This window comes from Ruegeria sp. CL3 (assembly GCF_056536505.1).
Window position 1 is genome coordinate 429,378 of the sequence record NZ_JBQFPT010000001.1, and the last position, 22,805, is coordinate 452,182.

26 protein-coding genes are annotated in these 22,805 nt (G+C 57.8%); 13 read left to right on the forward strand and 13 right to left on the reverse strand.

Annotated features, from left to right (window positions below):
* Positions 1-23 precede the first annotated feature (23 nt).
* The gene (locus ACR0NO_RS02165; RefSeq protein WP_480722812.1) at positions 24-935 is read right to left on the reverse strand and encodes a nucleoside hydrolase; all 912 of its coding nucleotides are present in this window, start codon (positions 933-935) and stop codon (positions 24-26) included.
* Positions 936-1,110: 175 nt separating this feature from the next.
* Between ACR0NO_RS02165 and ACR0NO_RS02170 the strand changes: the two genes are divergently transcribed.
* From ACR0NO_RS02170 to ACR0NO_RS02180, 3 genes are all read left to right on the forward strand, one after another.
* Positions 1,111-2,001, forward strand: coding sequence for an SPFH domain-containing protein (locus ACR0NO_RS02170; RefSeq protein ID WP_170373587.1), 891 nt, complete (start codon positions 1,111-1,113; stop codon positions 1,999-2,001).
* Positions 2,001-2,279, forward strand: a complete 279-nt coding sequence (locus ACR0NO_RS02175; protein ID WP_480722813.1) for an NfeD family protein — start codon at positions 2,001-2,003, stop codon at positions 2,277-2,279. The genes ACR0NO_RS02170 and ACR0NO_RS02175 overlap by 1 nt, the downstream gene beginning before the upstream one ends.
* A 90-nt stretch (positions 2,280-2,369) precedes the next feature.
* A complete protein-coding gene (locus ACR0NO_RS02180; protein WP_480722814.1) occupies positions 2,370-2,732 on the forward strand; it encodes an SUF system Fe-S cluster assembly protein in 363 nt (120 codons plus the stop codon).
* Positions 2,733-2,945: 213 nt separating this feature from the next.
* Here ACR0NO_RS02180 and ACR0NO_RS02185 read toward each other — a convergent pair whose 3' ends face one another.
* Positions 2,946-3,221, reverse strand: coding sequence for a hypothetical protein (locus ACR0NO_RS02185; protein WP_480722815.1), 276 nt, complete (start codon positions 3,219-3,221; stop codon positions 2,946-2,948).
* Positions 3,222-3,491: 270 nt separating this feature from the next.
* Here ACR0NO_RS02185 and ACR0NO_RS02190 point away from each other — a divergent pair, with 270 nt between their 5' ends.
* A complete protein-coding gene (locus ACR0NO_RS02190; RefSeq protein WP_480722816.1) occupies positions 3,492-3,857 on the forward strand; it encodes a HesB/IscA family protein in 366 nt (121 codons plus the stop codon).
* Here the strand turns inward: ACR0NO_RS02190 and ACR0NO_RS02195 are convergent.
* Positions 3,854-4,765 carry an isopenicillin N synthase family dioxygenase gene (locus ACR0NO_RS02195; RefSeq protein ID WP_480722817.1) on the reverse strand — a complete coding sequence of 304 codons (912 nt, stop codon included), beginning with the start codon at positions 4,763-4,765 and terminating at the stop codon, positions 3,854-3,856. The genes ACR0NO_RS02190 and ACR0NO_RS02195 overlap by 4 nt on opposite strands.
* Before the next feature lie 127 nt (positions 4,766-4,892).
* On the opposite strand from ACR0NO_RS02195, the gene tpiA reads away from it, so the two are divergent.
* Positions 4,893-5,642, forward strand: a complete 750-nt coding sequence (gene tpiA / locus ACR0NO_RS02200) for a triose-phosphate isomerase (protein WP_480722835.1) — start codon at positions 4,893-4,895, stop codon at positions 5,640-5,642.
* Between the two features lie 6 nt (positions 5,643-5,648).
* On the opposite strand, the gene ACR0NO_RS02205 is transcribed toward tpiA, so the two are convergent.
* The 7 genes from ACR0NO_RS02205 to ACR0NO_RS02235 form a co-directional block, all read right to left on the reverse strand.
* Positions 5,649-5,960 (reverse strand): DMT family transporter, encoded by a 312-nt coding sequence (locus ACR0NO_RS02205; RefSeq protein WP_480722818.1) that lies wholly within the window; start codon positions 5,958-5,960, stop codon positions 5,649-5,651.
* Positions 5,961-6,114: 154 nt separating this feature from the next.
* The gene (locus tag ACR0NO_RS02210) at positions 6,115-7,491 is read right to left on the reverse strand and encodes a TRAP transporter large permease (protein WP_170549035.1); all 1,377 of its coding nucleotides are present in this window, start codon (positions 7,489-7,491) and stop codon (positions 6,115-6,117) included.
* Positions 7,491-8,168 carry a TRAP transporter small permease gene (locus ACR0NO_RS02215; RefSeq protein ID WP_170373581.1) on the reverse strand — a complete coding sequence of 226 codons (678 nt, stop codon included), beginning with the start codon at positions 8,166-8,168 and terminating at the stop codon, positions 7,491-7,493. The genes ACR0NO_RS02210 and ACR0NO_RS02215 overlap by 1 nt, the downstream gene beginning before the upstream one ends.
* A gap of 115 nt (positions 8,169-8,283) precedes the next feature.
* Positions 8,284-9,285 (reverse strand): DctP family TRAP transporter solute-binding subunit, encoded by a 1,002-nt coding sequence (locus ACR0NO_RS02220; RefSeq protein ID WP_170458080.1) that lies wholly within the window; start codon positions 9,283-9,285, stop codon positions 8,284-8,286.
* Positions 9,286-9,640: 355 nt separating this feature from the next.
* Positions 9,641-10,870 (reverse strand): sigma-54-dependent transcriptional regulator, encoded by a 1,230-nt coding sequence (locus tag ACR0NO_RS02225; protein WP_480722819.1) that lies wholly within the window; start codon positions 10,868-10,870, stop codon positions 9,641-9,643.
* Positions 10,867-12,600 (reverse strand): sensor histidine kinase, encoded by a 1,734-nt coding sequence (locus ACR0NO_RS02230; protein ID WP_480722820.1) that lies wholly within the window; start codon positions 12,598-12,600, stop codon positions 10,867-10,869. Before ACR0NO_RS02230 ends, ACR0NO_RS02225 begins: the two co-directional genes overlap by 4 nt.
* 266 nt (positions 12,601-12,866) lie before the next feature.
* On the reverse strand, positions 12,867-13,346 hold the full coding sequence (locus ACR0NO_RS02235; RefSeq protein ID WP_170373577.1) for an Lrp/AsnC family transcriptional regulator: 480 nt from the start codon (positions 13,344-13,346) through the stop codon (positions 12,867-12,869).
* Between the two features lie 141 nt (positions 13,347-13,487).
* On the opposite strand from ACR0NO_RS02235, the gene cobA reads away from it, so the two are divergent.
* From cobA to infC, 7 genes are all read left to right on the forward strand, one after another.
* A complete protein-coding gene (cobA, locus tag ACR0NO_RS02240; protein ID WP_480722821.1) occupies positions 13,488-14,264 on the forward strand; it encodes a uroporphyrinogen-III C-methyltransferase in 777 nt (258 codons plus the stop codon).
* Complete coding sequence (locus tag ACR0NO_RS02245) at positions 14,264-14,578, forward strand: DUF2849 domain-containing protein (RefSeq protein WP_170718074.1); 315 nt, start codon at positions 14,264-14,266, stop codon at positions 14,576-14,578. The genes cobA and ACR0NO_RS02245 overlap by 1 nt, the downstream gene beginning before the upstream one ends.
* Before the next feature lie 65 nt (positions 14,579-14,643).
* Entirely contained in the window at positions 14,644-16,308 is a 1,665-nt protein-coding gene (locus ACR0NO_RS02250) for a nitrite/sulfite reductase (protein ID WP_480722822.1), read from the forward strand.
* Positions 16,298-17,059, forward strand: coding sequence for a phosphoadenylyl-sulfate reductase (locus ACR0NO_RS02255; protein ID WP_170467177.1), 762 nt, complete (start codon positions 16,298-16,300; stop codon positions 17,057-17,059). Before ACR0NO_RS02250 ends, ACR0NO_RS02255 begins: the two co-directional genes overlap by 11 nt.
* A complete protein-coding gene (locus ACR0NO_RS02260; protein WP_480722823.1) occupies positions 17,056-17,463 on the forward strand; it encodes a DUF934 domain-containing protein in 408 nt (135 codons plus the stop codon). Before ACR0NO_RS02255 ends, ACR0NO_RS02260 begins: the two co-directional genes overlap by 4 nt.
* Positions 17,464-17,568: 105 nt before the next feature.
* Positions 17,569-18,420 carry a ferredoxin--NADP reductase gene (locus ACR0NO_RS02265; protein ID WP_480722824.1) on the forward strand — a complete coding sequence of 284 codons (852 nt, stop codon included), beginning with the start codon at positions 17,569-17,571 and terminating at the stop codon, positions 18,418-18,420.
* Between the two features lie 245 nt (positions 18,421-18,665).
* On the forward strand, positions 18,666-19,127 hold the full coding sequence (gene infC / locus ACR0NO_RS02270; RefSeq protein ID WP_475216281.1) for a translation initiation factor IF-3: 462 nt from the start codon (positions 18,666-18,668) through the stop codon (positions 19,125-19,127).
* 54 nt (positions 19,128-19,181) lie between these two features.
* On the opposite strand, the gene ACR0NO_RS02275 is transcribed toward infC, so the two are convergent.
* From ACR0NO_RS02275 to ACR0NO_RS02285, 3 genes are all read right to left on the reverse strand, one after another.
* Positions 19,182-19,568 carry a hypothetical protein gene (locus tag ACR0NO_RS02275; RefSeq protein ID WP_480722825.1) on the reverse strand — a complete coding sequence of 129 codons (387 nt, stop codon included), beginning with the start codon at positions 19,566-19,568 and terminating at the stop codon, positions 19,182-19,184.
* Positions 19,569-19,644: 76 nt separating this feature from the next.
* The gene (locus ACR0NO_RS02280; RefSeq protein ID WP_480722826.1) at positions 19,645-20,961 is read right to left on the reverse strand and encodes an aspartate aminotransferase family protein; all 1,317 of its coding nucleotides are present in this window, start codon (positions 20,959-20,961) and stop codon (positions 19,645-19,647) included.
* On the reverse strand, positions 20,958-21,710 hold the full coding sequence (locus ACR0NO_RS02285; protein WP_480722827.1) for a beta-keto acid cleavage family enzyme: 753 nt from the start codon (positions 21,708-21,710) through the stop codon (positions 20,958-20,960). The genes ACR0NO_RS02280 and ACR0NO_RS02285 overlap by 4 nt, the downstream gene beginning before the upstream one ends.
* Before the next feature lie 89 nt (positions 21,711-21,799).
* Between ACR0NO_RS02285 and ACR0NO_RS02290 the strand changes: the two genes are divergently transcribed.
* Positions 21,800-22,699 carry a MurR/RpiR family transcriptional regulator gene (locus ACR0NO_RS02290; protein ID WP_480722828.1) on the forward strand — a complete coding sequence of 300 codons (900 nt, stop codon included), beginning with the start codon at positions 21,800-21,802 and terminating at the stop codon, positions 22,697-22,699.
* Positions 22,700-22,805 lie beyond the last annotated feature (106 nt).

The window sequence follows — 22,805 nt, forward strand, 5'->3', positions numbered from 1 at the left end:
ATCCGCCGGGTCTTTGCAACCCGTCAGGGCAGAGAGGCCACGCGGGCCGTAAAGAGATCAACAACCCCTGCCCCGTCAACGTCCCGGCAAACCCAAACCGGGGGGCGCCCTTCTTCCGGCACTGTGGCTCCGATTGCCTCGCCTTCAGTTGCCACCTTCAATCCGGTCTGAACGGAGTCAAACATATGATCATGGGTACAGGCGATGACAGCGGTCGAGTCGTGCAAGCCGCAGCCCTCCAACCCTCCGATCTCTTTGTAGAATTTCAGGTAGAATCGAGAGATATCGCGCAGAAACGCTCCCATATCGGGCGATTTCAGGGCTAGATCCTCAAAATCCGCGCTCTTGTAGAGTGTTTTCAGCGTCACATCCAAACCGACCAGAACAGTCTCAGGCGGTGCCGAAAACACCGCATCGGCAGCTTTGGCGTCGTGGAAAATATTCGCTTCGGCATGTTCCGTGATGTTGCCGGGGCAATAGACTGCGCCGCCCATAATCACCAGGCGCCTAAGGTTCGAGGCGAATTCGGGATCCAATGCCATGGCATCCGCGATATTGGTCAACGGGCCGACCGCGCACACGACAAGCTCTCCGGGATGTTGGCGTGCCATATCGACCAGAAAAGCGGCCGCGCTCAGGTTGTGGTTCTGCCCAATCTCAGGGATTTCGGTCAGATCACCAAAGCCTTCCGGCCCATGCACATGCTCGGATGGGCGATGGTCGTCCTCGCCATGAGCAAAGGGGGCACCCTGCGCCACGGGGACAGCTAATCCAAGCTTATCAACCAGATAACGCGCGTTGCGGCTGGATTGATGAACATGAGTGTTTCCGAAAACGGTGGTTAGCCCGATCAAGTCAATCTCGGGCGCGGCCGCAGCGTAGGCGATCGCCATTGCATCGTCGATGCCGGGGTCTGTGTCGATTATCAGTTTCATCCTCACCCGATAGCGCAAGCATTCACAGATGCAAAGCGGCCACTGTCTTTAGGTTCAGCCGTAAATTTCGGGTATTCTGGATTTGCAACAACCCCGGTTCCCGCCATACCAGAGTTGAAATCGGGCGACTCAATCCCCAAATGTATACTATAGTACACAATAAAAGAGGACAGTTATGACAGAAGAGCAGATCATCGGATTGCTTTCGTCGAATATCATTTACCTGTTGGCCGCCATTCTGGTGGTGGTCGTTATTTTCAAAGGTATCAAAATCGTTCCCCAATCTGAGAAATACGTGGTGGAGCGGTTCGGACGCCTGCACTCGGTCCTTGGGCCGGGGATTAACTTTATCGTTCCGTTTCTCGATGTTGCACGTCACAAAATATCCATTCTTGAGCGTCAGCTGCCCAATGCAACGCAGGACGCGATCACCAAGGACAACGTGCTGGTGCAAATCGACACCTCGGTCTTCTACCGCATTCTGGAGCCGGAAAAGACCGTCTACCGTATCCGCGATGTGGACGGCGCGATTGCGACCACGGTCGCAGGTATCGTACGGGCCGAAATCGGCAAGATGGACCTGGATGAGGTCCAATCAAACCGCGCGCAGTTGATTGCGCAAATTCAGGCAAGCGTCGAAACCGCTGTCGATGACTGGGGTATCGAAGTGACCCGGGCCGAGATTTTGGACGTGAACCTGGATCAGGCCACTCGCGATGCGATGCTGCAGCAGTTGAATGCTGAACGCGCGCGTCGCGCTCAGGTCACTGAGGCAGAAGGTCAGAAACGCGCGGTTGAGCTGCAGGCGGACGCTGAACTCTACGCGGCCGAGCAAACCGCAAAAGCCCGCCGCATTGAAGCCGAAGCCGAAGCCTATGCAACCGGCGTTGTTGCCAAGGCCATTCAGGACAACGGTATCGAGGCCGCTCAGTACCAGGTCGCTCTGAAACAGGTGGAATCTCTGAACGCTCTGGGCAATGGTACAGGTAAACAGACGATTGTTGTGCCGGCCAATGCGCTTGAGGCGTTTGGCGATGCGTTCAAAATGCTTAAAGGGGTTAAATGATGGCTGACCCGTTTTGGATGACGTGGTGGATCTGGATGGCGGGCGCTCTGGCGCTCGGCATTCTGGAGATCGTCCTGCCCGGGTTCATCTTTCTCGGATTCGCCATCGGGGCGGCGGGCACTGGCCTGCTGCTATTGATCCCGGGTCTTGCACTCTCTCTGCCGATTCTGATGCTGATCTTCGCGGTTCTGTCGCTGGTTGCATGGCTGGCCCTGCGCAAGACCTTCGCGCACCCGCATGGGCAGGTGAAAACGTTTGAACGTGATATCAACGACTAAGCACAGGCAGCGCCCAAGAGTCACTGCACGACTGGACGCTGCTAGACCTGTTCCCTATATAAACACTCAGGCAACTGACCCGAGGCAAAGATGACTCACCCGAGTGAACAGTTAGAAGGCACACCCTTGATTGCGCCATCGAGCATTGAACACCCCCTGTACGATCCGGTGGTCGAAGCGTGCCGGACGGTCTTTGATCCGGAAATCCCGGTCAATATCTACGACTTGGGCCTGATCTACACGATCGACATCAAGGACGACAACGCCGTTAAGGTGATCATGACCCTGACCGCGCCGGGCTGCCCCGTCGCCGGAGACATGCCGGGCTGGATCATGGACGCCATCGAACCCGTCGCTGGCGTGAAGGAAGTTGACGTCGAACTGACCTGGGAACCGCCTTGGGGAATGGAGATGATGTCAGACGAAGCGCGGCTTGAGCTAGGCTTTATGTAGCATCAGCACCTAGCTAAGCCTTTGTCACAAAAGGTTAACCCTTCTGTTACCAAAGTGTAGAGCTACTGTCACAGTACTGCGGGACACATGCGGCGCAAGTGTTTGTATTCCCAAACGCTCTCGCAAACGGGCCTGACTGGAAGACACCGCCCCCCATGATATCGGCCCCGAAATTGGACCGCCCTTGCCCGAGGGCGGTCTTTTTTTTAAGACCTAACTTACCCCGCACTTGGTCTTGATTTCGTCCGATCGCGCATCGAGCTGCTTGACGTAGTCGCCCGACAGCATCTGCAACCGCTTGCCCTCGGTCCCGGTCACCAAACCCAGCAAAGCGCCTGCAGGAGTGATAGCGGCAACGCTTTCCAATTGCTTGTCCTCAGCGTGTTTCTTCTCAGCTGCAATCGCACGCAGATCGCCTTCGGCGGTTGCGCAGTTGATAGGATGTCGTTTCAGAGTTTCATCGGCTGTAGCTGGAACCGACAGGGCCACAAGACTCCCACCAACCAAAAAAGCCCTTAAACTCACCTTCACTTTACCTTCTACCCTATTCATTTTAATATATTATCCCCAAAAAAGATCTCTGATCTCAAGCGCGTGGCTGCGATCACCCAGAAACAGGCTATGCCTATCCTCAATGCGAAAGCAACACTGACACGGCTGTCCTTTCAGTATCAAATTTCATTTTCTAAGGGCGCTCTGACTTGAGCCTACTGAAAGACGACCCTAAATTACATCTATCGCGCGACGACGGAGACTCAGATGTTCGGCATCCCCGGCAAACAAGCCGTGACCATGACGCCCAAAGCGGCAGAGCAGATCACCCGCCTGATGAAATCCGGCGGCCATGCCGGTCTGCGCATCGGCGTGAAGAAAGGTGGCTGCGCGGGCATGGAATATACCATGGACTACGTGGATGAAGCCGATCCCCATGACGAGGTCGTGGAGCAAGACAGTGCGCGCGTGATGATTGCCCCAATGGCGCAGATGTTCCTGTTCGGCACCGAGATCGACTACGAAGTCTCGCTGTTGGAATCCGGGTTCAAGTTCAAGAACCCCAATGTGGTCGACGCCTGCGGGTGTGGCGAATCCATCAAATTCGACGAAACCCTCGCCCAGCAATCCTAACTTGCATTCAAGTGAACGTAGGTCTCGTTGTACCGCCGGGTCAGGTGCTCTCCGGCAGTGATCACCTGATCTGACGTCGGAGGGGCCACATTCGTGTGGTAGGACGGGTTGAAGAACAGCGGGACCGAGATCCTCTCCTTCGTGCCGCCAACCACCCGATGCTCGGTCGCTTTGACGCGCCCAGCGGTCCAGAATTCCAGCATTTCACCAAAGTTGATGATGAACACGCCCGGTTCGGCTTCGACTTTTTCCCAGCTGCCATCGGGCATCCGCACCTCAAGCCCCGCCGTGCCATCGGTCGCCAAAAGGGTCACGCAGCCATAGTCGGTATGCGCGCCGATTCCGAAATCCTTCTCTCCGGCCCAATCTGGGCGCTGCGGGTAGTAGTTGCCGCGCAGCAAAGCCATGGGCGTGTCAAAAGCGTCGTCAAAACTGTCCGAGCCGCGCCCCAGAGCAACCGCAATTGCGCGCAGAACACGCATCGCGACATCGCAGGCGTCGGTGTAGTAGGACTGAATAGCTTCTCGGAACCCCTCGGGCTTCGTGGGCCAAAGGTTAGGGGCATAGACGCTGAGATTCTCAACGCGATATGGGTTTTCCAGAGGCAGTTCAAAACCGCAATCGAACACTTCCTTGAAATCGGGATTTGCGTTTGGATCGACCTGTTCGGATTTCGGCGCGCCCCAGCCCCGGTTCGACCCGGTTGAAGCCATATCGACCGACTTCTTCTCCTGCTCAGGCAAATGGAAAAAGGCGTTGTAGGCCTCAATCACGTCCTGAACCCGCTCGGCGCTCAGCCCGGTGTTGCCGACGGTCAGAAACCCCACCTGTCCGACGGCCCGCAGCAATCTGGCAAGCTCATCAATGTCCTGATTGTCCAATTTTTCAAGGTTAAGTTTGTCGATCATGGGACCCTCGGAATCGCTGCGCGGACCCTGCCTTTCCAGTATCAGAACTGCAACCGGAATTGTAAGGCCGGGCCAAGGGTGATATCGCATGGAAAAACCTCAAGATAGCGACAAGGGAGACGCGGAGATGCGGCGCAAACTGGCGGCTGGAAACTGGAAAATGAACGGAACCAGCGCTGCGCTGAGCGAGTTGGACGCATTGGCCCTGAAACACCCCTCGCCCAGCGTTGATGTTCTGATCTGCCCCCCCGCCACGCTGCTGCACCGGGCCGCGGAACGCACCCGAGGCACGGGCGTTGCCGTCGGTGGACAGGATTGCCACGCCGCACCCTCGGGTGCGCATACCGGCGACACCAGCGCCGAGATGCTGAAAGACGCCGGGGCCACTGCCGTGATTCTAGGGCATTCCGAACGGCGCGAGGACCATGGCGAACAGAACGAAGATGTGCGGTCCAAGGCCAACGCCGTGATGGAGGCTGGCCTCCAGGCGATCATCTGCGTCGGCGAAAGCCTTGAACAGCGCGAGGCCGCCAATACGCTGGACATCATCGGAGGTCAGATGTCGGGGTCGATCCCGGACCGCTCCACCGGTGAGAACCTGATTGTCGCCTACGAACCGATCTGGGCCATCGGCACCGGCAAGGTTCCGACATTGGACGAGATCGGAGAGGTCCATGACTTCATCCGCGCCCGACTTGAGCGCCGTTTTGGCGAGGGCGTCGGGCGCTCGGTGCGTCTGCTCTATGGTGGTTCGGTCAAACCGTCCAACGCAGCCGAGATTTTTGGCGTGTCCAATGTGGATGGCGCGTTGGTCGGTGGGGCCAGCCTGAAAGCAGCCGATTTCTCGGGCATCGTTGAAGCGCTGGAAACGGCCTAAGGACCCTCAGGCCAGTTTCATCGTGATCAGGCCCGCAACAATCAAAACTGCTGCGAAGATACGCGTGGCGGTGACGGCCTCGCCCAGAAACATGATGCCAACCAGAAACGCGCCTACCGCGCCAATACCTGTCCAGATTACATAGGCCGTCCCCAGTGGCAGGGTTCGCATCGCAAGCGCCAGTAACGCGAAGGACCCGATCATTGAAACGCCCATCACAGCCGTGGGCCAAATCCGCGTGAAACCGGCCGATTGCTTCATGGCAACGGCCCAGACAATTTCCAACAGGCCGGCAAGTAAAAGAAAAATCCAGGACATCGAGGACCCCTTTTAGATTTTCGGGTCGTCCCGAATGATCACCCTTTGTGGGGAGGTCGTCCTCTGACGCTCTAGTTAGGTACTCTGCACCCTTCTTCAAGGCACGAAAAAACCGGGCGAGAAAACTCGCCCGGTTCGCACTCGATAGCCATTTCTAGTTCGTTATGATTTCCGGTCCCATGAAGGTGTTGGGCAGGAAGGTCGATATCCACGGGATATACGTCACCATGATCAGGAAGACGAACAGCACAGCCAGGAACGGCAGCGCGGCCTTCACAACGCCCATCATCGGCATCCCGGCAACGCCCGAGGTCACGAACAGGTTCAGTCCGACCGGAGGCGTGATCATCCCGATCTCCATGTTGACCACCATAATGATCCCCAGATGGATCGGATCGATACCCAACTCGATCGCGATCGGGAACACCAGCGGTGCCACGATCACCAGCAAGCCCGAGGGCTCCATGAACTGACCACCGATCAGCAGGATCACGTTCACCACGATCAGGAAGGTCACCGGACCCAGCCCGGCCGACAGCATGGCGCTGGCGATATGTTGCGGCACCTGCTCATCCGTCAGCACGTGCTTGAGGATCAGCGCGTTGGCGATCACGAACAACAGCGTGACGGTCAGCTTGCCGGCCTCGAACAGCGTGTGCTTGGTATCAGGGTGGAAAAAAGCCGTGAGCAACGCATAGGGTTTTTTCAGCAGCGACAGGTTCTGCGTACCTTCTTCGGTGCTAAGCGGGCCCATATCCTTGTAGACAAAACTCGCGATGAAGAAGGCATAGACAGCAGCCACCGCAGCAGCCTCAGTTGGGGTAAAGATGCCCCCGTAGATACCGCCGAGGATGATCACGATCAGGAACAGGCCCCAACCGGCCTCGCGGGCAGAGACAAAGATTTCACCCCAACCCTTCCAATCGCCCTTGGGCAGGTTCTTGACCTTGGCCATGACGTAGATGGTGATCATCAGCATCAAACCCGCCATCAGGCCAGGGATGACCCCTGCAAGGAACATACGCCCGACCGAGACCTCAACGGCGGCCGCATAGACAACCATCACAATCGACGGCGGGATCAGGATACCCAGCGTACCGGCGTTACAGATAACACCAGCGGCGAACTCCTTGGAATAGCCAACCTGACGCATTCCCGCGATGACAATCGAGCCGATGGCCACCACTGTTGCAGGAGAAGACCCCGAAAGCGCTGCGAACAACATACAGGCAAACACGCCCGCAATCGCCAGACCGCCCGGAAGGTGTCCCACACAGGCAATCGAAAACCGGATGATCCGCCGTGCCACCCCACCGGTCGTCATGAAGGACGACGCGAGGATGAAGAACGGGATCGCCAGCAAGGTGAAGTGCCCCTCGAACGCCTCAAACAGCGTGCCTGCAACCGAAGCTAGTGAGCTGTCTGAGTATATCAGCAGGAACAGGGTCGAGCTGAGGCCAAGTGCCACCGCAATCGGAACCCCGATCAGCAGCAGGCCGATGACCATGGAAAATAGAAGTACAACGTCCATTAGTCATGCTCTCCTTGCTGCGCACGAACCTCTTCGATCTCGTCCTCAACCTCGTGACTGGCGACCAGACGGTCCGCTTCACCACGCCAGATCTGCACAGCGACCTGCGCAAAGCGGATCACCAGCAGCAACATCGACAGCGGTAGGATGAAGTAAGGAACAACTTTGGGCAGCTTTTCGTAATATTCGCCGTAGTTGATTAAGTCCTCCAGAAAGCGGAACGGCGCGATCATCGGGATATCGTCAACCTCGTAAAAGCTCTGACTGCGCGCGTCGAAGTTCAGACCCGTGGGAAACCAGCGTCCCGAGGTTGGCGGCAGATCCGCGAAGACAGCCCAATAATCATAGGACCCCTTCAGCAACAGCAACGAAAACGCCAGACAACAGGCCACAGAGATCAGCGCTAGAATCCGACGCGGCGCAGGGGCCAGCATGTTCAGGATGGCATCAACGCCCAGATGGGCGTGTTTCTTGACGGCGTAGGACGCCCCCAAAAGCACCAGCCATCCAAACAGGAAGACCGTAAGCTCAAGCGCCCACAGGATATTCGAGTTGAAGAAGAACCGCGCGATCACGTTGGCAAAGGTCACGGCCGTCATCAGGCCAAGCAGCACCGCGATCAGGGTTTCTTCGATATGGTCGACCAGCCCAGCCGGGCCGGATTTCGCACCAGACATCTATCTGTCCCCACATTTTTTATGATGATGAGAGTGTTGGGGCGGGCCTTTGTTTGGCCCGCCCGGCCTGCGCGCAGATTACTCCCCAGTCCCCAGCGCGCGGCCTGAACCGGGATCAGAACCCAGCGTTTATGGCCTGAGCGGCGTCGATCTTGTCCTGACCTACGTCATCCGCGAACTGGTCCCAAACCGGCTTCATTGTGTCGACCCAGGCCTGACGCTGCTCGGGCGTCAGCTGACGAATGATGCCACCCGCTTCGGTGATCGAGGCTTTGGCGGCTTCGTTCACGGCAAAGGCCTCTTTGTTGCGGGTCTCGGTGACTTCAGCCAGGATGGTCAGGAACTGGTCACGTACTTCGGGGTCGAGGCTGTCCAGCCAATCCACCGAGGTCACGACCAGATAGTCGATGATACCGTGGTTGGTCTCGGTGATACCGTCCTGCACCTCAAAGAACTTCTTGCCGTAGATGTTGGACCAGGTGTTCTCCTGCCCGTCGACAACGCCCTGTTGCAGCGCGCCATAAACTTCCGAGAACGCCATTTTCTGCGGGCTGCCACCGATAGCTTCCATCTGCGCAACCAGCACGTCCGAGGACTGAACGCGGAACTTCAGACCATCTGCATCAGCCGGAGTTTCCAGCGGCTTGTTCGCCGACATCTGCTTCATGCCATTGTGCCAGAACGCCAGCCCCTGCAGACCGCGGCGTTGCATGCTGTCTTTCATTGCCTGACCGGCATCCGAGGCCTGGAAGGCATCCACTGCGTCAATGTTCTTGAACATGAAAGGCAGGTCGAACAGGCGGAACTGCTTGGTGAACTTTTCGAATTTGGACAGCGAGGGTGCGGCCAGCTGAACGTCGCCCTGAAGCATCGCCTCAAGAACCTTGTCATCATTGTAAAGCGTCGAGTTCGGATAAACTTCAACGCACATAACGCCCTGCATCTCGTCATTGACGCGCTGTTCCAGCAGCGACGCTGCGATGCCCTTTGGGTGCTTGTCGGTGTTCGTCACATGCGCGAACTTCACAACGATCTCACCGTCGTCACACGCAGCCATGCCCGCCGTCGCCGTTACCGTCAAAGCCAGCGCTGTGGCTGCTGTTGTTAGGAATTTCATCTGTTTTCCTCCCAGACTTCCTCGAATTGTCTCATCGGCCCCATCTCGGCACCGTATGGACGGCAGTGAACCGACTGCTTCACGACGAAACAACAATTTGTAACAGACTTTGCGGTGTCAAGATTTATCGTTTTACAACAAAGCATTACAACCTAAGTCTAAAACACGAAGTTCGGCCTCTAGCGCACATGTGCGAAATCCCGCACATCTCTCGACGGCGCTGTGCGGAATCCCGCACAGTTTTTCGAATCACCCCCGAATCGCTCTGGCACCACCCGCAGTACGCCTTGGCGGACTGCTCGGCCCAACGGCTTTAACCGAATGCAAATGCGGGCAAAGCTGGCGGGAGTACCCCCTATCGCCGGTAGTCCTCGGGCCGAATCTGATAGCGCGCCAGTTTGTCGTAGAACGTCTTGCGCGGCAGCTTCAGCGCCTTCGCCGCGTCCGAGGCCTTTCCGTTGTGCCGCCCCAACGCAGCGATCAGCAACGAACGCTCTACCCGTGCCATCTGCTCGTTCAAGCCCAGATCCGTCGTCTCGGTAACCTCCTCGGGCATCCCTAAAACAAACCGCATGGCCGACGACATCAAAGAGCGCGCATTGCCCGGCCAATCGCTGGCCATCAACGCTGCAAGAAGCTCAGGTGACACGTCCGGCTCAGCGATCCCCGCCTGCTCGGCGGCCTGGGCAACATAGTGACGAAAGAGGGTCGGGATATCCTCGGGGCGCTCCGCCAGAGACGGTATGCGCACCCGCATCACATCCAAACGGTAGTAGAGATCGGCGTTGAATCGGCCCTCGGCAGAGATCGCAGACAGGTCCGAGGTCGTGCCCGCAATAATCCGCGCCCCTGCACCGCGCTCAATCACGTCCAGCGCTTCATACTGAGTCGATTGCGGCATGGCCGATATCTCGTCCAGAAACAGGGACCCGCCCTTTGCATCTTCGCAGGCTTGGGTGAAGTCCTGAACACTCAACCCAGCCGCCGCGCGTTTGACGAAAGGTCCCTGCCCAACGGGCGACATCAGATGCACGACCTCGGCGACTTTGGAAATCCCGCTGCCCGCCGGGCCGGTGACCAGCACCTCGGCGCCCGTCGGAGCAACACTGCGCACCCGCTCACGCAAGGTCTCGGCCTGAGGGGAGAGGCCGAACAAAAGCCGCGCCGCAGGGTCTCCGCGTTCCAGCTCTGATTTAAGCGCGCGTTGTTGGATGATATGCGCTCGGGCATCAAACGCCCGGTCCAGCACCGCCAGAAGGTCCGCCGCAGCACAGGGTTTCTCCAAAAAGTCGAACGCCCCCTGCCCCATGGCCTGAACCGCCATCGGAATGTCACCCTCACCCGTCAGCAAAACCACCGGCAACTCCGGGTCGATCTTTTGTGCGTAACTAAGCAGATGAAAGCCATCCCGCCCGGGCATCCGGATATCTGACAGGATTACACCCGGGAAATCAGATCGAATGTGGTCTTTGGCCGCCACAAAAGATCCCGCCGCAATCGGTTGATACTCCGCCAGTTCGAGGGTCTGGGCCAATGCCTCACGCACAGCAGCGTCGTCGTCCACCAGCAAAACGACCCGAGTCATGCCGCCTTTTCCTTCTCACAAGGCTCCAACTCGACCGTGAACTCTGCCCCTTCTTCCGTGTTGATCCCACGGATGTTGCCCCCGAAGCTCTGGACCAGACCGTAGGAGATCGAAAGCCCAAGCCCCATTCCTTCTGAAGAGCCAACGGCCTTGGTGGAATAAAATGGCTCGAACAGCTTTTCCGTGTTCTCAATCCCCGGTCCGATGTCCCGCACGGTAACTAAAAGCCTTTCGCCGGGATGAATCTCGATCTGAATACGGCGATCTTCCTGCTGGCTCATTGCATCGGCTGCGTTGTTGATCAGGTTCACAAAAACTTGCACTAAACGGACCTCGCCACCCCAGGCAAAGACAGGATGTTCGGGCGCGGTCCAGTCCAGCGAGACGTTTTCGGAACGAAGCCGAGCCTCGGTCAACTCAACAGCAGCGTTCATAACCTGCACCAGATCCACGCGCCCCATCGGTTCGCTTTCATTGCGAGCAAATGCGCGCAGGTTCTTGATGATCCGCGCCATGCGCGTCGCCATCTGGGAAATTCGACCCAGATTTTCTGCGGCTTTCTCGGATTTACCCCGCTCCATAAAGGCTGAGCCATTGTCGGCAAACTGCTGGATGGCCATCAAAGGCTGGTTCAATTCATGGCTGATCCCAGCGGACATCTGTCCCAAAGCGCTCAGCTTACCAGCCTGAACAAGATCGGCTTGCGCGCGTTTTAGGGCGGCTTCGGCCTCCTGCCGCTCTGCAATCTCGCGGCGCAGCGCAGCGTTTGCTTTCGTCAGATCTTTGGTGCGTTTTGCCACACGGGTCTCCAGCACTGCGTTTGCCTCTGTCAGCGTACGCCGCCGTTCGGTCGCCAGAAATAACAACGCGCCAAAAGCCAAACAGAGGGCTGCGACTGTCGCGGCCTGCAAACCCGCCAGTCGCCGGGCCGGAGCAACATCCATCAAGACCTCACCAGTCATGCCGATGACCGGCAATTCCTTGACAAGATGCAAAGCTCTGCGCGGCAGATATGGACTCCAATCCAGCGTCCAGAGTTCATACGGCCCCAAGCTCCGCGCCTGAAAAGAAACCGTCTCACCATCCGGAGGGGTCAAGCCAATCTCTGCGCCCACGCGTTGCCAAAACAGCAACTCCAGCCGGTTCGAGATAAAGACCACGCCGGAGTAGTCGACAAAGAACACCGCTTCGGTGCTGCCACGCCAAGTTTGTTCGATATCCTCAACGTCAGCAATCACGATCAAAGCCCCGATCACCGCACCGCTCTCATCGAAATCGGGTGCAGCATAGGTGAATATGCGATTGCCGGGTCCCGGCAGAATACCATGTGCGCTACCCAATGCGCCTTGCATAGCGCGTATGAAAGCTGGATTGTCTTGGACCGAGCTTGCGACACCTTCATGCGCAGAAGCCAGAACCGTCCCGGACCGGTCGGCATAAATTACATCGACCGCCGCCGTTTTATCCGCGACCTCCAATAGCAAAGCCTGTGCGGTGGCCCGACCGGATAGCGTATTGAGATCTTCAAGCACGGGGTGGCTGGCCATCAGCACCGCCAGTTCCTGATAGACTTGCAACTGTGTCGTCAACCGATCCGCCGCCAGATCCAAATCCGCCTCGGCCTTTTCGCTGAGTTGAAACACAGCCTGCCGGTAGCCGTAGAACCATACAGCCGAAGACAAAACTCCGACCATCATTAGAAATCCGGCAATGACCAAAATGCGTTGCATGTCCTAAGGTCTTGCATTGGCGGCGTCTTATGGCAAGCCTGCACAACTTCCAAAAAGCTTTGCGCCAGACTGCAACCCATCGCGAAGGCGATACAAATCTGCCTCCGGGCGGGCGAAAGATTCAGGAAAATCGCGCGGGCGCGCGATGCCTCCGGCGGGGATATTTAGGGCCAGATGAAGCATGAGATCCTTTTTCATCTGGCTAAAAATATCTCGGGGGAGTCGCCCCTTGAGGGGCGGCGGGGGCAGCGCCCCCCAATCTCTTCCTAGCTTTCCACTAAAGCGTTGAGAGGCAGCATCGTGGTCGACTTGATCTCTTCCATCGACAAAAGGGCAGTCACGTTGTGAACACGCACCTCTGAGATCAGTTGTTGGTAGAACTGATCATAGGCACGGGCATTCTTGACTCTCACTTTCAGGATGTAGTCGATGTCCCCTGCCAGCCGATGGGCCTCTTGGACTTCGGGTTGATCGCGCAGGGCCTTCAGGAATTTGCGCTGCCATTCGGCCTCATGCTCAGAGGTCCTTATCAAGACGAAGAACGTGGCCTCGAAACCCAGCGCTTCGGCATCAAGCAAAACGGTCTGTTGACCGATGATACCGGCACCCTTCAACTTGCGGATTCGATTCCAAACAGGCGTCTTGGAACTGCCGACCTGGGCCGCTATTTCGTCCAGAGATTGGCTGGCATCGCGCTGCAGCTCAGCCAGAATTTTCCGATCTGTGTCGTCTATTCGCACCGACATTCCAATTTTCCTTACGTTTCGAAACCAGCGTTCCAAATTTCAAATCCAAAAGAACAAATGTTCTTATTTGGCACGACATATGGCACTATACTGGGAATATTTCCTATATATCAGGACAAGTCAAACCAACTGGAACAGAAGATGGCGCAGTCGGAGTCACAACATATCCTAGGCCACGTCGATTTTGTCGGCGCAGGACCCGGTGATCCGGATTTGCTTACGCTCAAGGCGGTCAAAGCCTTTGAGCGGGCCGATGTCGTGCTTCATGATCGCCTGATCAGCGCAGAGGTTCTGAAACTGGCTGGTCAGTCCGCCGTTCTGGTCGATGTGGGCAAGGCCGGTTTCGGGCCTTCGTGGAAACAGGACGACATCGACGCGCTGCTGGTCTCACATGCTCTCAAAGGCCAGCGTGTTGTGCGGTTGAAATCCGGCGACCCGACCGTTTTCGGACGTCTGGACGAAGAGATTGAGGCCGTCGCGGCCGCAGGTATCTCGTGGCAGATTGTGCCGGGTATCACTGCGGCCTCTGCCGCCGTGGCCGGGATTGGTCAAAGCCTGACGCGTCGTGGTCGCAACTCCTCGGTTCGATTTCTGACCGGCCACGATATGAAGGGGTTCGCGGATCACGACTGGGCCGCCCTTGCGCGCGAAGGATCTGTTGCGGCGGTCTATATGGGCAAGAAATCAGCGCGGTTCATTCAGGGCCGCCTGATCATGCACGGTGCCGACCGCCAGACGCCTGTGACGCTGATCGAGAACGCCTCGCGCCTCGACCAACGCATTATGGAAACCAATCTGGATCGTTTGCCGAAAGATCTGGCTGCTGCCGAGATGGAAGGCCCAGCCCTTATGTTTTATGGCCTCGCCCCGCGCCAAGCGGCCCTGGCCCTGACCGAATTCAAAAAGGAGCATGCCTGATGGCCCGCGCTTTTACGCCCAAAGTTGTCACCGCTAACGATCTGCTGGAAGGCGACGTGATCTATCAGACCGAAGATGACCGCTGGTCGCGTGAACTGTCCGAGGCCGAGCTGATCACCGACGAAGCACATGCGCAGGTCCGTTTGCTGGATGCGGCACGTCAGGCGAACAAGATCGTCGGCGCGTATCTGGCCGATGCCGCGGCTGGTGAAAACGGCCCCGAACCCACCCATTTCCGAGAGGAGTTCCGCCGCACCGGACCCTCGAACTATGCCCATGGCAAGCAGGAAACACAGTCGCAGCCCCGGGCCTGACCTCCGGCCCCTATCTCCCCATTTAGGCCCCAAGGTTTCGGGGCTGCATTTAAGGACAGCTACACATGTATCGCTACTCCGAGTTTGACACAGCATTCCTGGCCGAGCGCAACCGTCAGTTCCGTGCACAGGTCGAACGCCGCATCGACGGCTCACTGACGGAAGATGAATTCAAGCCGCTGCGCCTGATGAACGGTCTGTATCTGCAGTTGCACGCCTATATGCTGCGGGTTGCTATTCCCTATGGCACGCTGTCCAGCGCGCAGATGCGCCAACTGGCTCTGCTGGCCGAGAAGTGGGACAAGGGCTATGGCCATTTCACCACCCGTCAGAACATCCAGTACAACTGGCCGAAACTGAAAGACGTGCCGGATATGCTGGACGCGCTGGCTGAGGTTGGCATGCACGCCATCCAGACCTCGGGCAACACGATCCGCAACGTGACCGCCGACCATTTCGCCGGTGCCGCCGCGGATGAAGTCGCAGACCCGCGCCCCTATGCCGAACTGCTGCGTCAGTGGTCGACTGACCACCCGGAATTCCAGTTCATGCCGCGTAAGTTCAAGATCGCCATCACGGGCTCGGAAAACGACCGCGCCGTGATCAAAGCGCACGATATCGGCCTTCAACTGGTTGAGCGTGACGGCGTTCTGGGCGCCCGCGTGATCGTAGGCGGTGGTCTGGGCCGGACCCCGATGATCGGCAAGGAACTGTCCGAGTTCGTCGCTTTCGACGACCTGCTGGCCTATCTGGAAGCCACTGTCTCCGTGTGGAACCAGATCGGCCGCCGTGACAACAAGTACAAGGCACGTATAAAGATCACCGTGCACGAACATGGGATCGACGCCATCCGTGCCAAGGTCAACGAGCGCTTCCTGCAGGTTCGCCCACAGTTCAAAGGCGCCGACATGGCTCTGCTCGAAGAGATCAAGGGCCATTTTGCGGCTCCTGCCTTCCGCGGAGGTTCGGTTGCTTCCTTTGAGTCGGCCTACACCAACGATCCGGTCTTCCGGTCGTGGGTCGACACCAACATCGCGCCTCATAAAAACGCGGACCACGCGATCGTCACGATCTCAATCAAGAAGCACGGCAAAACGCCGGGCGATGCAACCGCCGAGCAGATGCGCGTCATGGCTGATCTGGCCGAAGAATTCGCCTATGACGAGCTGCGCATCAGCCATGAGCAGAACGTGATCCTGCCGCATGTCCACAAATCGGACCTGCCCGCGATCCACGCGAAGCTGAAAGAGCACGAGTTAGCCACAGCCAATATCGGTCTGATCAGCGACATCATCGCCTGCCCAGGCATGGATTATTGCGCACTGGCCACGGCCCGCTCGATCCCGGTTGCGGAACAGATCGCGACCCGCTTTGACGAGCTGAAGTTGGAGCATGATATCGGCCACCTGAAGATCAAGATCTCGGGCTGCATCAACGCCTGTGGTCACCACCATGTCGGCCATATCGGTATCCTGGGTCTGGATCGCGCTGGCGTCGAAAACTACCAGATCACTCTGGGCGGCGACGGCACCGAGACCGCGGCTATTGGCGACCGTACAGGTCCGGGCTTCGCCTATGATGAGATCGTTCCGGCCATCGAGCGCATCGTCGACACCTATCTGAACCAGCGGGAGAGCGCTGAAGAAACCTTCCTGGAAACCTACCGCCGGGTCGGTATGGCGCCCTTCAAGGCTGCACTCTACCCCGAGGCACAGGCCAATGCCGCTTGACCTGATCCAGACGGAACTGGGTAAAGACCGCGCTGAACTGACCGAAAAGGTCAACGCGTTGAACGCCCGGTTCCGCCATCACTCGGCGCATGATGTCATGCACGGAGCGATTGAGGAAATTGACGATCTGGCTCTGGTCTCAAGCTTTGGGGCCGAGTCGGTTGTTCTGTTGCACATGGCTGCCGTTGTCGACCAGATGACGCCGGTTCTGTTCGTTGACACCCAGATGTTGTTTGCGGAAACGCTTGAATATCAACAAGACGTCAGCGAACGCCTCGGCCTGAAGAACGTCAAGATCATCCACGCCGAGGATGAGGACATTCAGCGTGAAGACCCCTATGGCGCGCTGCGTCTGCGGGATACGGATGCGTGCTGCAACCTGCGCAAGACCTTTCCGCTGCAACAGGCCCTTGCCGGCTATTGCGGTTGGATCACCGGTCGCAAGCGGTTTCAGGCCGGCACCCGCGCCGCGCTCGAGTTCTTTGAGGTCGAGGACGGCACTGGCCGGATCAAGGTCAACCCGCTGGCCCATTGGGCGCCCGAGGACGTGCGCGCCTATATGGATGAAAACAACCTGCCCCGCCACCCGCTGGTGGCCAAAGGTTACCCCTCGATCGGTTGTGCGCCCTGCACCTCTCCGGTCAAGGAAGGCGAAGACCCCCGCGCCGGACGTTGGCGCGACCAGAAAAAAGAAGAATGCGGCATCCATTTTGTCGATGGCAAAATGGTGCGCGCCGGAGAGAAAACATGAACGTAATTGTATCGGATGAGGGGTTCTCCCCCGATGACTGGACCGACGGCTTTGTCACGCTTGAGGACGCGGCCAATGATGTTGTGGCGCTTGATGTGGCCTCGGACACCGACCCGGACGAGCTGATCGACCGTCTCGGCAACGCCCAGATGGTTCGGGTGGACTTCCCGTCCTCGGCGGATGGTCGCGGTTTCACCATTGCCCGCGTGCTGCGCCTGAAAGGCTATACGGGCCGTTTGCGCGCCAAAGGGCACGTTCTGGCCGATCAATACGCCATGGCCCGCCGCAGCGGCTTTGACGAAGTCGAGATCGACGACGCCCTCGCCTCACGCCAGCCCGAAGATCAGTGGTTGGCCCGTGCCAACTGGGAAGAAAACAACTATCAGGCCCGCCTGCGGGGCTGACCCGCCATCGCCAGCTTGTGACATTAAAGGGGCATTTCGCCCCTTTTCCTGACTTGGATCAAAGATTAAACGGAGATGTCGGTTTAGCAGACCGATAGCGAAACGATGACAGAGATGAAGCCCGTGAGTGAAGCAACCGCCGTAAAGGCCCCCGTTCTGCCGGACGCCCAGACCGTGACCGAGGTCAAACACTGGACCGACAGCCTGTTCTCGTTCCGGGTGACGCGCCCTGCGACGCTGCGCTTCCGCTCGGGTGAGTTCGTGATGATCGGCCTGATGGGCGATCCTGATCCCAAAACCGGTCGGCAGAAACCGCTGCTGCGCGCCTATTCGATTGCGTCTCCGTCCTGGGACGAAGAGCTGGAGTTCTACTCGATCAAGGTACAGGACGGCCCGCTGACCTCGAAGCTGCAGCACATCCAGCCCGGCGATCAGATCATCCTGCGACCCAAGCCCGTGGGCACACTGGTGCATGACGCCCTGCTTCCAGGCAAACGCCTGTGGTTCTTCGCCACTGGCACCGGCTTTGCCCCCTTTGCCTCGCTGCTGCGCGAGCCTCAAACTTATGAGGACTACGATGAGGTGATCATCACCCACACCTGCCGCGAAGTGGCCGAGCTGGAATATGGCCGCCAGTTGATCGAAAACATCCGTCAGGACGAAATGCTGGCCGAGCTGATGGGTGAAGGCTTTGCCGACAAGATCCGGTACTACCCAACAACGACCCGGGAAGAGAGCCCAAAGATGGGCCGCATCACAAACCTGCTGAAAGACGGCACCGTGTTTGCCGATCTGGGGATCGAAGGCGGCATCAAACCGGAAACCGACCGTGCGATGGTCTGCGGTTCGCTGGCGTTCAACCTGGACATCAAGGAAATCCTCGAGGAATTCGGCCTGCGCGAAGGTGCAAACTCGGAGCCCAAAGAGTTCGTAATCGAAAAAGCATTTGTAGGCTGATCAACCTGTTTGGCCGGGTCCATCGGGTCCCGGCCAGCTGTTTCCTGTGTTCAATCTTGGGAAATTCCAGTCTTTAAGCCTTTATGCTGCTTGAAACACTGCGCGCACCCGTCTAAATTCCCACCTCGAAATTCTGCAATCATCAAAGGAATGAACCCATAGCTCGCAGACCCCACAACGCGCCGCCGCAGAGAGACACTGGCCCGCGCGTCAATGAAAAGATACGTGCCCCCGAAATCCGCCTGATTGGTGCCGAAGGTGAAAATGTCGGGGTGGTTCATCCCGCCAAAGCCATGCAACTTGCCGCCGATGCCGGCCTTGATCTGGTCGAGATCTCGCCCAATGCGAACCCGCCGGTCTGCAAGATCATGGATTTTGGCAAGTTCAAGTACGAACAGCAGAAACGCGAAAGCGAAGCCCGCAAGAAACAAAAGATCATCGAGGTGAAAGAGGTCAAATTCCGACCCAACACTGACACGCATGACTATGAAGTCAAAATGAAGAACGTCTATAAGTTCTTGGAAAAGGGCGACAAGGTCAAAGTCACCCTGCGTTTCCGTGGCCGTGAGATGGCGCACCAGAACCTGGGTCGCGAATTGTTGGAGCGTGTCGCCGAAGACATCAAGGAACTGGGCAAGGTTGAGAATATGCCCAAGATGGAAGGCCGTCAGATGATCATGATGATCGGCCCGCTGCCGCAGAAGTAACTCGGCCTATCACCGCAAATACCCAAGCCCCTTCGATCTCCGAAGGGGCTTTTTTCATCCCGCTTTCCGGTTGCGCATCCAATGGGCTGCATCCCGCACGTCGAATACCAACGAGATGACATCGACAATCATCAGCAGCCACAGGAACCGAAAATAGTTGGGGTTGAGCGTGTCTGCTGCGCTCAGCATCCCCGCAACCACAATCGCCAGCGGAACCCAGCACAGGAGATGCGGAAGGGCCATCGCCCCGCTCATCCCGCGCGCGGCCATCATGATCGGCAGGTTCAACGCCATTCCCGTGATCGCAAGAGCGGCAATCAATTCCCCCTGCGGCTGGTCTAGAAAGAACAGCGGCATCAGGTTGACCGGAACCAAAATCACGGCCACCCAGATTTGCACCCAAAAGGGTAAACCTCGGAAACTATGCCAAATATCCTGCACCACGACCGCGCCCTCTTCTCAGTTCGCGTCAAACTTACCGAATTTGCGTTGGGCGAAAAGGGCTGTCACCGGATTGTCAGATCACGGCGGCGATCGCCCGGCCAAGCTTGGTGACAAGCTCGTCTATCTGCTCCTCTTCGATGATGAAGGGCGGAGCCAGCAGGATGTGATCTCCGGCCTTGCCGTCGCGTGTTCCCGACATCGGATAGCAGATCAACCCTTCGGCCATCGCAGCCTTTTTGATCTTTGCAGCCACTCCCAACGTCGGATCGAAAGGAGTTTTGCTTTCGCGATCCGCGACCAGTTCAATTCCACGAAACAGGCCACGGCCCCGGATATCGCCCACATTGGCGTGCTGACCAAAAGCCGCTTCCAGCGCTGACTGAAGTTTACCCCCCATCACACCGGCCCGGGCGGGCAGGTCTCGGCTGGTCAACTCACGAACCACCGCCAAGGCCGCAGCCGTCGCCACCGGATGGCCAATATAGGTATGGCCATGCTGGAAAAAGCCCGAGCCCTGTTGGATCGCATGATAGATTTTATCCGTGCAGAGCATCGCTCCAATCGGTTGATACCCGGCCCCCAACCCTTTGGCGATGCACAGAATATCCGGTGCGACGCCATCGTGATCGCAAGCAAACAGATGCCCGGTTCGGCCCATCCCACACATCACTTCATCGAGGATCAGCAGAACCCCGTATTGGTCACAAATCTCGCGAATGCGCTTGAAATACCCCTCGACCGCCGTAACAGCACCGAGGGTCGCCCCGACTACTGGTTCCGCCATGAACGCCATGACTGTCTCCGGCCCAAGACGTAGGATCTCCTGCTCCAACTCATTCGCGACGCGTTGACCGTAGTCAAAGCTGCTCTCACCCTCGGGCTTTTCCGCGTATTCATAACACGCCGAGATATGGGTCATCTCGATCAACATCGGCGCGAACTGTGCCCGCCGCCAAACATTGCCGCCTGCAGACAGCGCACCCAGAGTATTGCCGTGATAGCTTTGACGACGCGCTATCACATGGCGACGTTCAGGCTGACCGATCTCAAGAAAATACTGTCGCGCCAGCTTGATCGCGGCCTCGGTCGCCTCGGAGCCGCCGGACACGAAATACACCCGGTCCAGATCACCCGGAGCATGCTGAATCAGCAGATCGGCCAGCTCTTCCGCCGGTTCCGAGGTCATGAAACCGCTATGGGCAAAGGCAATCTGCTCAACCTGCTGCTGAACAGCTTCAATCACAGCACGGCTAGAATGACCCAAACAAGACACGGCCGCATCGCCACAATCCAGATAGCGTTTGCCCTTGGCATCAATCAGGTAACATCCGTCGCCGCCTGCCGCGATGGGCAACTCGGCTTTGGTATGGCGCGGAAACACATGGCTCATTCTTGTTCTCCTTTGATCAACGACACGAGTGCTTCAACCGATGCCGCGTTGTTCGCCCAGGTTTGACCCGAGGAATCCGTCAGGCTGTTCTCAAACCCGACACGCACATCCCCGCCCTGCCGCGCGGCCTTCAGCAAACACGCATGTTCCTTTGCCCCAAACGCGCAGAGCATCCACGGACCACCCTCTAGCGGAAACTGATCCAGATCGTCAGGCACAGATTCCTGCCCTGTCGCATACCGGCCCAAAACAAACAGGCGATCCACCTGCCCGGCCCTCACAACGCCTTCAGCCTGTAGTCGCGCCAACAAAGCCGCGTCCTCAGCATCATAGAGGATATGTTGAACGCGCGTCCCCTGATCATGGCACAGGCCGTAGACCCGATCCGCCATCTCCGCGACTTCGCGCACAGAGATCGAGGCCCAAGTGGGGCGCACTTGCCGCAAGCACTCGAATTGAGCCTCTACGTCATAGACCCCTGCCGCTTCGGTCGTGATCTGCACCTCCAGACCGGGCAACTGCTGGCGCAACTCGCCCAGGGCTTCCCGATATAGCCCCGCATCTAAAGAGTGCCGCCCCTCCGAATCACGGACATGCAAATGCAGCCCGTCCGCTCCGGCTGCGTGGCAGTCATGCGCGGTTTGAAGGGTTTCCCGCAAGCTCACCGGTAGCTGAGGATGATCCGCATACCCGCGCCGCGCCCCATTGGGGGCAACAAGGACATATGGCTTTGGGGCGGTGGACGTCATTGAACTCTCCGTTCTGTATGGGTTCGATCTACGCTCATCCAGATCGTTTTCAATTGGCAATTTTCAAAACATATGTTTTCTTCTGTTTTATGACCGATGCGCTCAGCCCTCTGATCTCTGCTCTCCGGCAATCAATCGACCAAATGCCGCCGCAATTACAGGCGGCAGCCAAATATGTGATAGACCATCCGGGCGACTTTGGCCTCGACCCGATCCGCACGACCGCGACGAAGATCGGTGTCAGCTCAAACGTTCTTGTCCGCCTCGCCCAACGGATGGGCTTTGATAGCTACAACGCCTTCCGCAGCCCGTTTCGACAAGCCCTGGTAACGGATGGCGAGACCCACTTGGATCAGGATTGGTTGAGCGAGGAGCGAACAGACCCTTCGTTCGACACCGCTCAGGCGGAGTTTGCGCGCAATGAAATGAACGTCGTGGCAAGATCCCTACGTTTGATGGACCCGGTGAAAACAAATGCCGTGATCCAGCTTATCTTAAACGCCAATCGCTGCTTCATCACAGCAACGCGCGCAAGCTACGCGCTCGCCCATTACTTTCACTATGCAGGCCGCATGGCCCATCCGGGTTTGCAACTGATCCCGCGCCATATGGGGTCCGCAACCGACGATCTGCTGGATGCCGGGCCGGATGATTGCCTGCTGGCTATAACCGTTCGTCCCTATTCGTCCGAGACGATCCGAACCATGCGCTTCGCTGCGGACCGAGGGTTGAAGATCATCCTGATCTCGGACAGCGACATGATCGCACCGGGTATTCGCCCGGACAAGAGCCTGCAGATCAGTACGCGGTCGATGCACCACTTCTCTAGCTTCTCCGGAGCGATGGCCGTTCTGGAATGCCTGCTCAGCCACCTATTCGCAGCCGGCGGAGAAAACGCCCTGCGCCGCGTGGAAGCCTATGAGAAAACACGCGAAGACACCGGCGCCTATTGGCAACCTGCAAAGCTACCGAAGGTTAGAAAACCATAGCAAAAGCCCCGGGGTTTTACCCGGGGCTTTAGGGTTTATTGTTTCTGTGTTTACGCGCAGTCTTGGACGGCGCGTTTTGTCATGACGCTGACGAGATGCGCGCGGT

Excerpts from the sequence above, each read along its gene's own strand:
- ACR0NO_RS02165 (WP_480722812.1), bottom strand. The coding sequence starts at position 935 with ATGAAACTGATAATCGACACAGACCCCGGCATCGACGATGCAATGGCG.
- ACR0NO_RS02170 (WP_170373587.1), top strand. The coding sequence starts at position 1,111 with ATGACAGAAGAGCAGATCATCGGATTGCTTTCGTCGAATATCATTTAC.
- ACR0NO_RS02175 (WP_480722813.1), top strand. The coding sequence starts at position 2,001 with ATGGCTGACCCGTTTTGGATGACGTGGTGGATCTGGATGGCGGGCGCT.
- ACR0NO_RS02180 (WP_480722814.1), top strand. The coding sequence starts at position 2,370 with ATGACTCACCCGAGTGAACAGTTAGAAGGCACACCCTTGATTGCGCCA.
- ACR0NO_RS02190 (WP_480722816.1), top strand. The coding sequence starts at position 3,492 with ATGTTCGGCATCCCCGGCAAACAAGCCGTGACCATGACGCCCAAAGCG.
- ACR0NO_RS02195 (WP_480722817.1), bottom strand. The coding sequence starts at position 4,765 with ATGATCGACAAACTTAACCTTGAAAAATTGGACAATCAGGACATTGAT.
- tpiA (WP_480722835.1), top strand. The coding sequence starts at position 4,893 with ATGCGGCGCAAACTGGCGGCTGGAAACTGGAAAATGAACGGAACCAGC.
- ACR0NO_RS02205 (WP_480722818.1), bottom strand. The coding sequence starts at position 5,960 with ATGTCCTGGATTTTTCTTTTACTTGCCGGCCTGTTGGAAATTGTCTGG.
- ACR0NO_RS02210 (WP_170549035.1), bottom strand. The coding sequence starts at position 7,491 with ATGGACGTTGTACTTCTATTTTCCATGGTCATCGGCCTGCTGCTGATC.
- ACR0NO_RS02215 (WP_170373581.1), bottom strand. The coding sequence starts at position 8,168 with ATGTCTGGTGCGAAATCCGGCCCGGCTGGGCTGGTCGACCATATCGAA.
- ACR0NO_RS02220 (WP_170458080.1), bottom strand. The coding sequence starts at position 9,285 with ATGAAATTCCTAACAACAGCAGCCACAGCGCTGGCTTTGACGGTAACG.
- ACR0NO_RS02225 (WP_480722819.1), bottom strand. The coding sequence starts at position 10,870 with ATGACTCGGGTCGTTTTGCTGGTGGACGACGACGCTGCTGTGCGTGAG.
- ACR0NO_RS02230 (WP_480722820.1), bottom strand. The coding sequence starts at position 12,600 with ATGCAACGCATTTTGGTCATTGCCGGATTTCTAATGATGGTCGGAGTT.
- ACR0NO_RS02235 (WP_170373577.1), bottom strand. The coding sequence starts at position 13,346 with ATGTCGGTGCGAATAGACGACACAGATCGGAAAATTCTGGCTGAGCTG.
- cobA (WP_480722821.1), top strand. The coding sequence starts at position 13,488 with ATGGCGCAGTCGGAGTCACAACATATCCTAGGCCACGTCGATTTTGTC.
- ACR0NO_RS02245 (WP_170718074.1), top strand. The coding sequence starts at position 14,264 with ATGGCCCGCGCTTTTACGCCCAAAGTTGTCACCGCTAACGATCTGCTG.
- ACR0NO_RS02250 (WP_480722822.1), top strand. The coding sequence starts at position 14,644 with ATGTATCGCTACTCCGAGTTTGACACAGCATTCCTGGCCGAGCGCAAC.
- ACR0NO_RS02255 (WP_170467177.1), top strand. The coding sequence starts at position 16,298 with ATGCCGCTTGACCTGATCCAGACGGAACTGGGTAAAGACCGCGCTGAA.
- ACR0NO_RS02260 (WP_480722823.1), top strand. The coding sequence starts at position 17,056 with ATGAACGTAATTGTATCGGATGAGGGGTTCTCCCCCGATGACTGGACC.
- ACR0NO_RS02265 (WP_480722824.1), top strand. The coding sequence starts at position 17,569 with ATGACAGAGATGAAGCCCGTGAGTGAAGCAACCGCCGTAAAGGCCCCC.
- ACR0NO_RS02280 (WP_480722826.1), bottom strand. The coding sequence starts at position 20,961 with ATGAGCCATGTGTTTCCGCGCCATACCAAAGCCGAGTTGCCCATCGCG.
- ACR0NO_RS02285 (WP_480722827.1), bottom strand. The coding sequence starts at position 21,710 with ATGACGTCCACCGCCCCAAAGCCATATGTCCTTGTTGCCCCCAATGGG.
- ACR0NO_RS02290 (WP_480722828.1), top strand. The coding sequence starts at position 21,800 with ATGACCGATGCGCTCAGCCCTCTGATCTCTGCTCTCCGGCAATCAATC.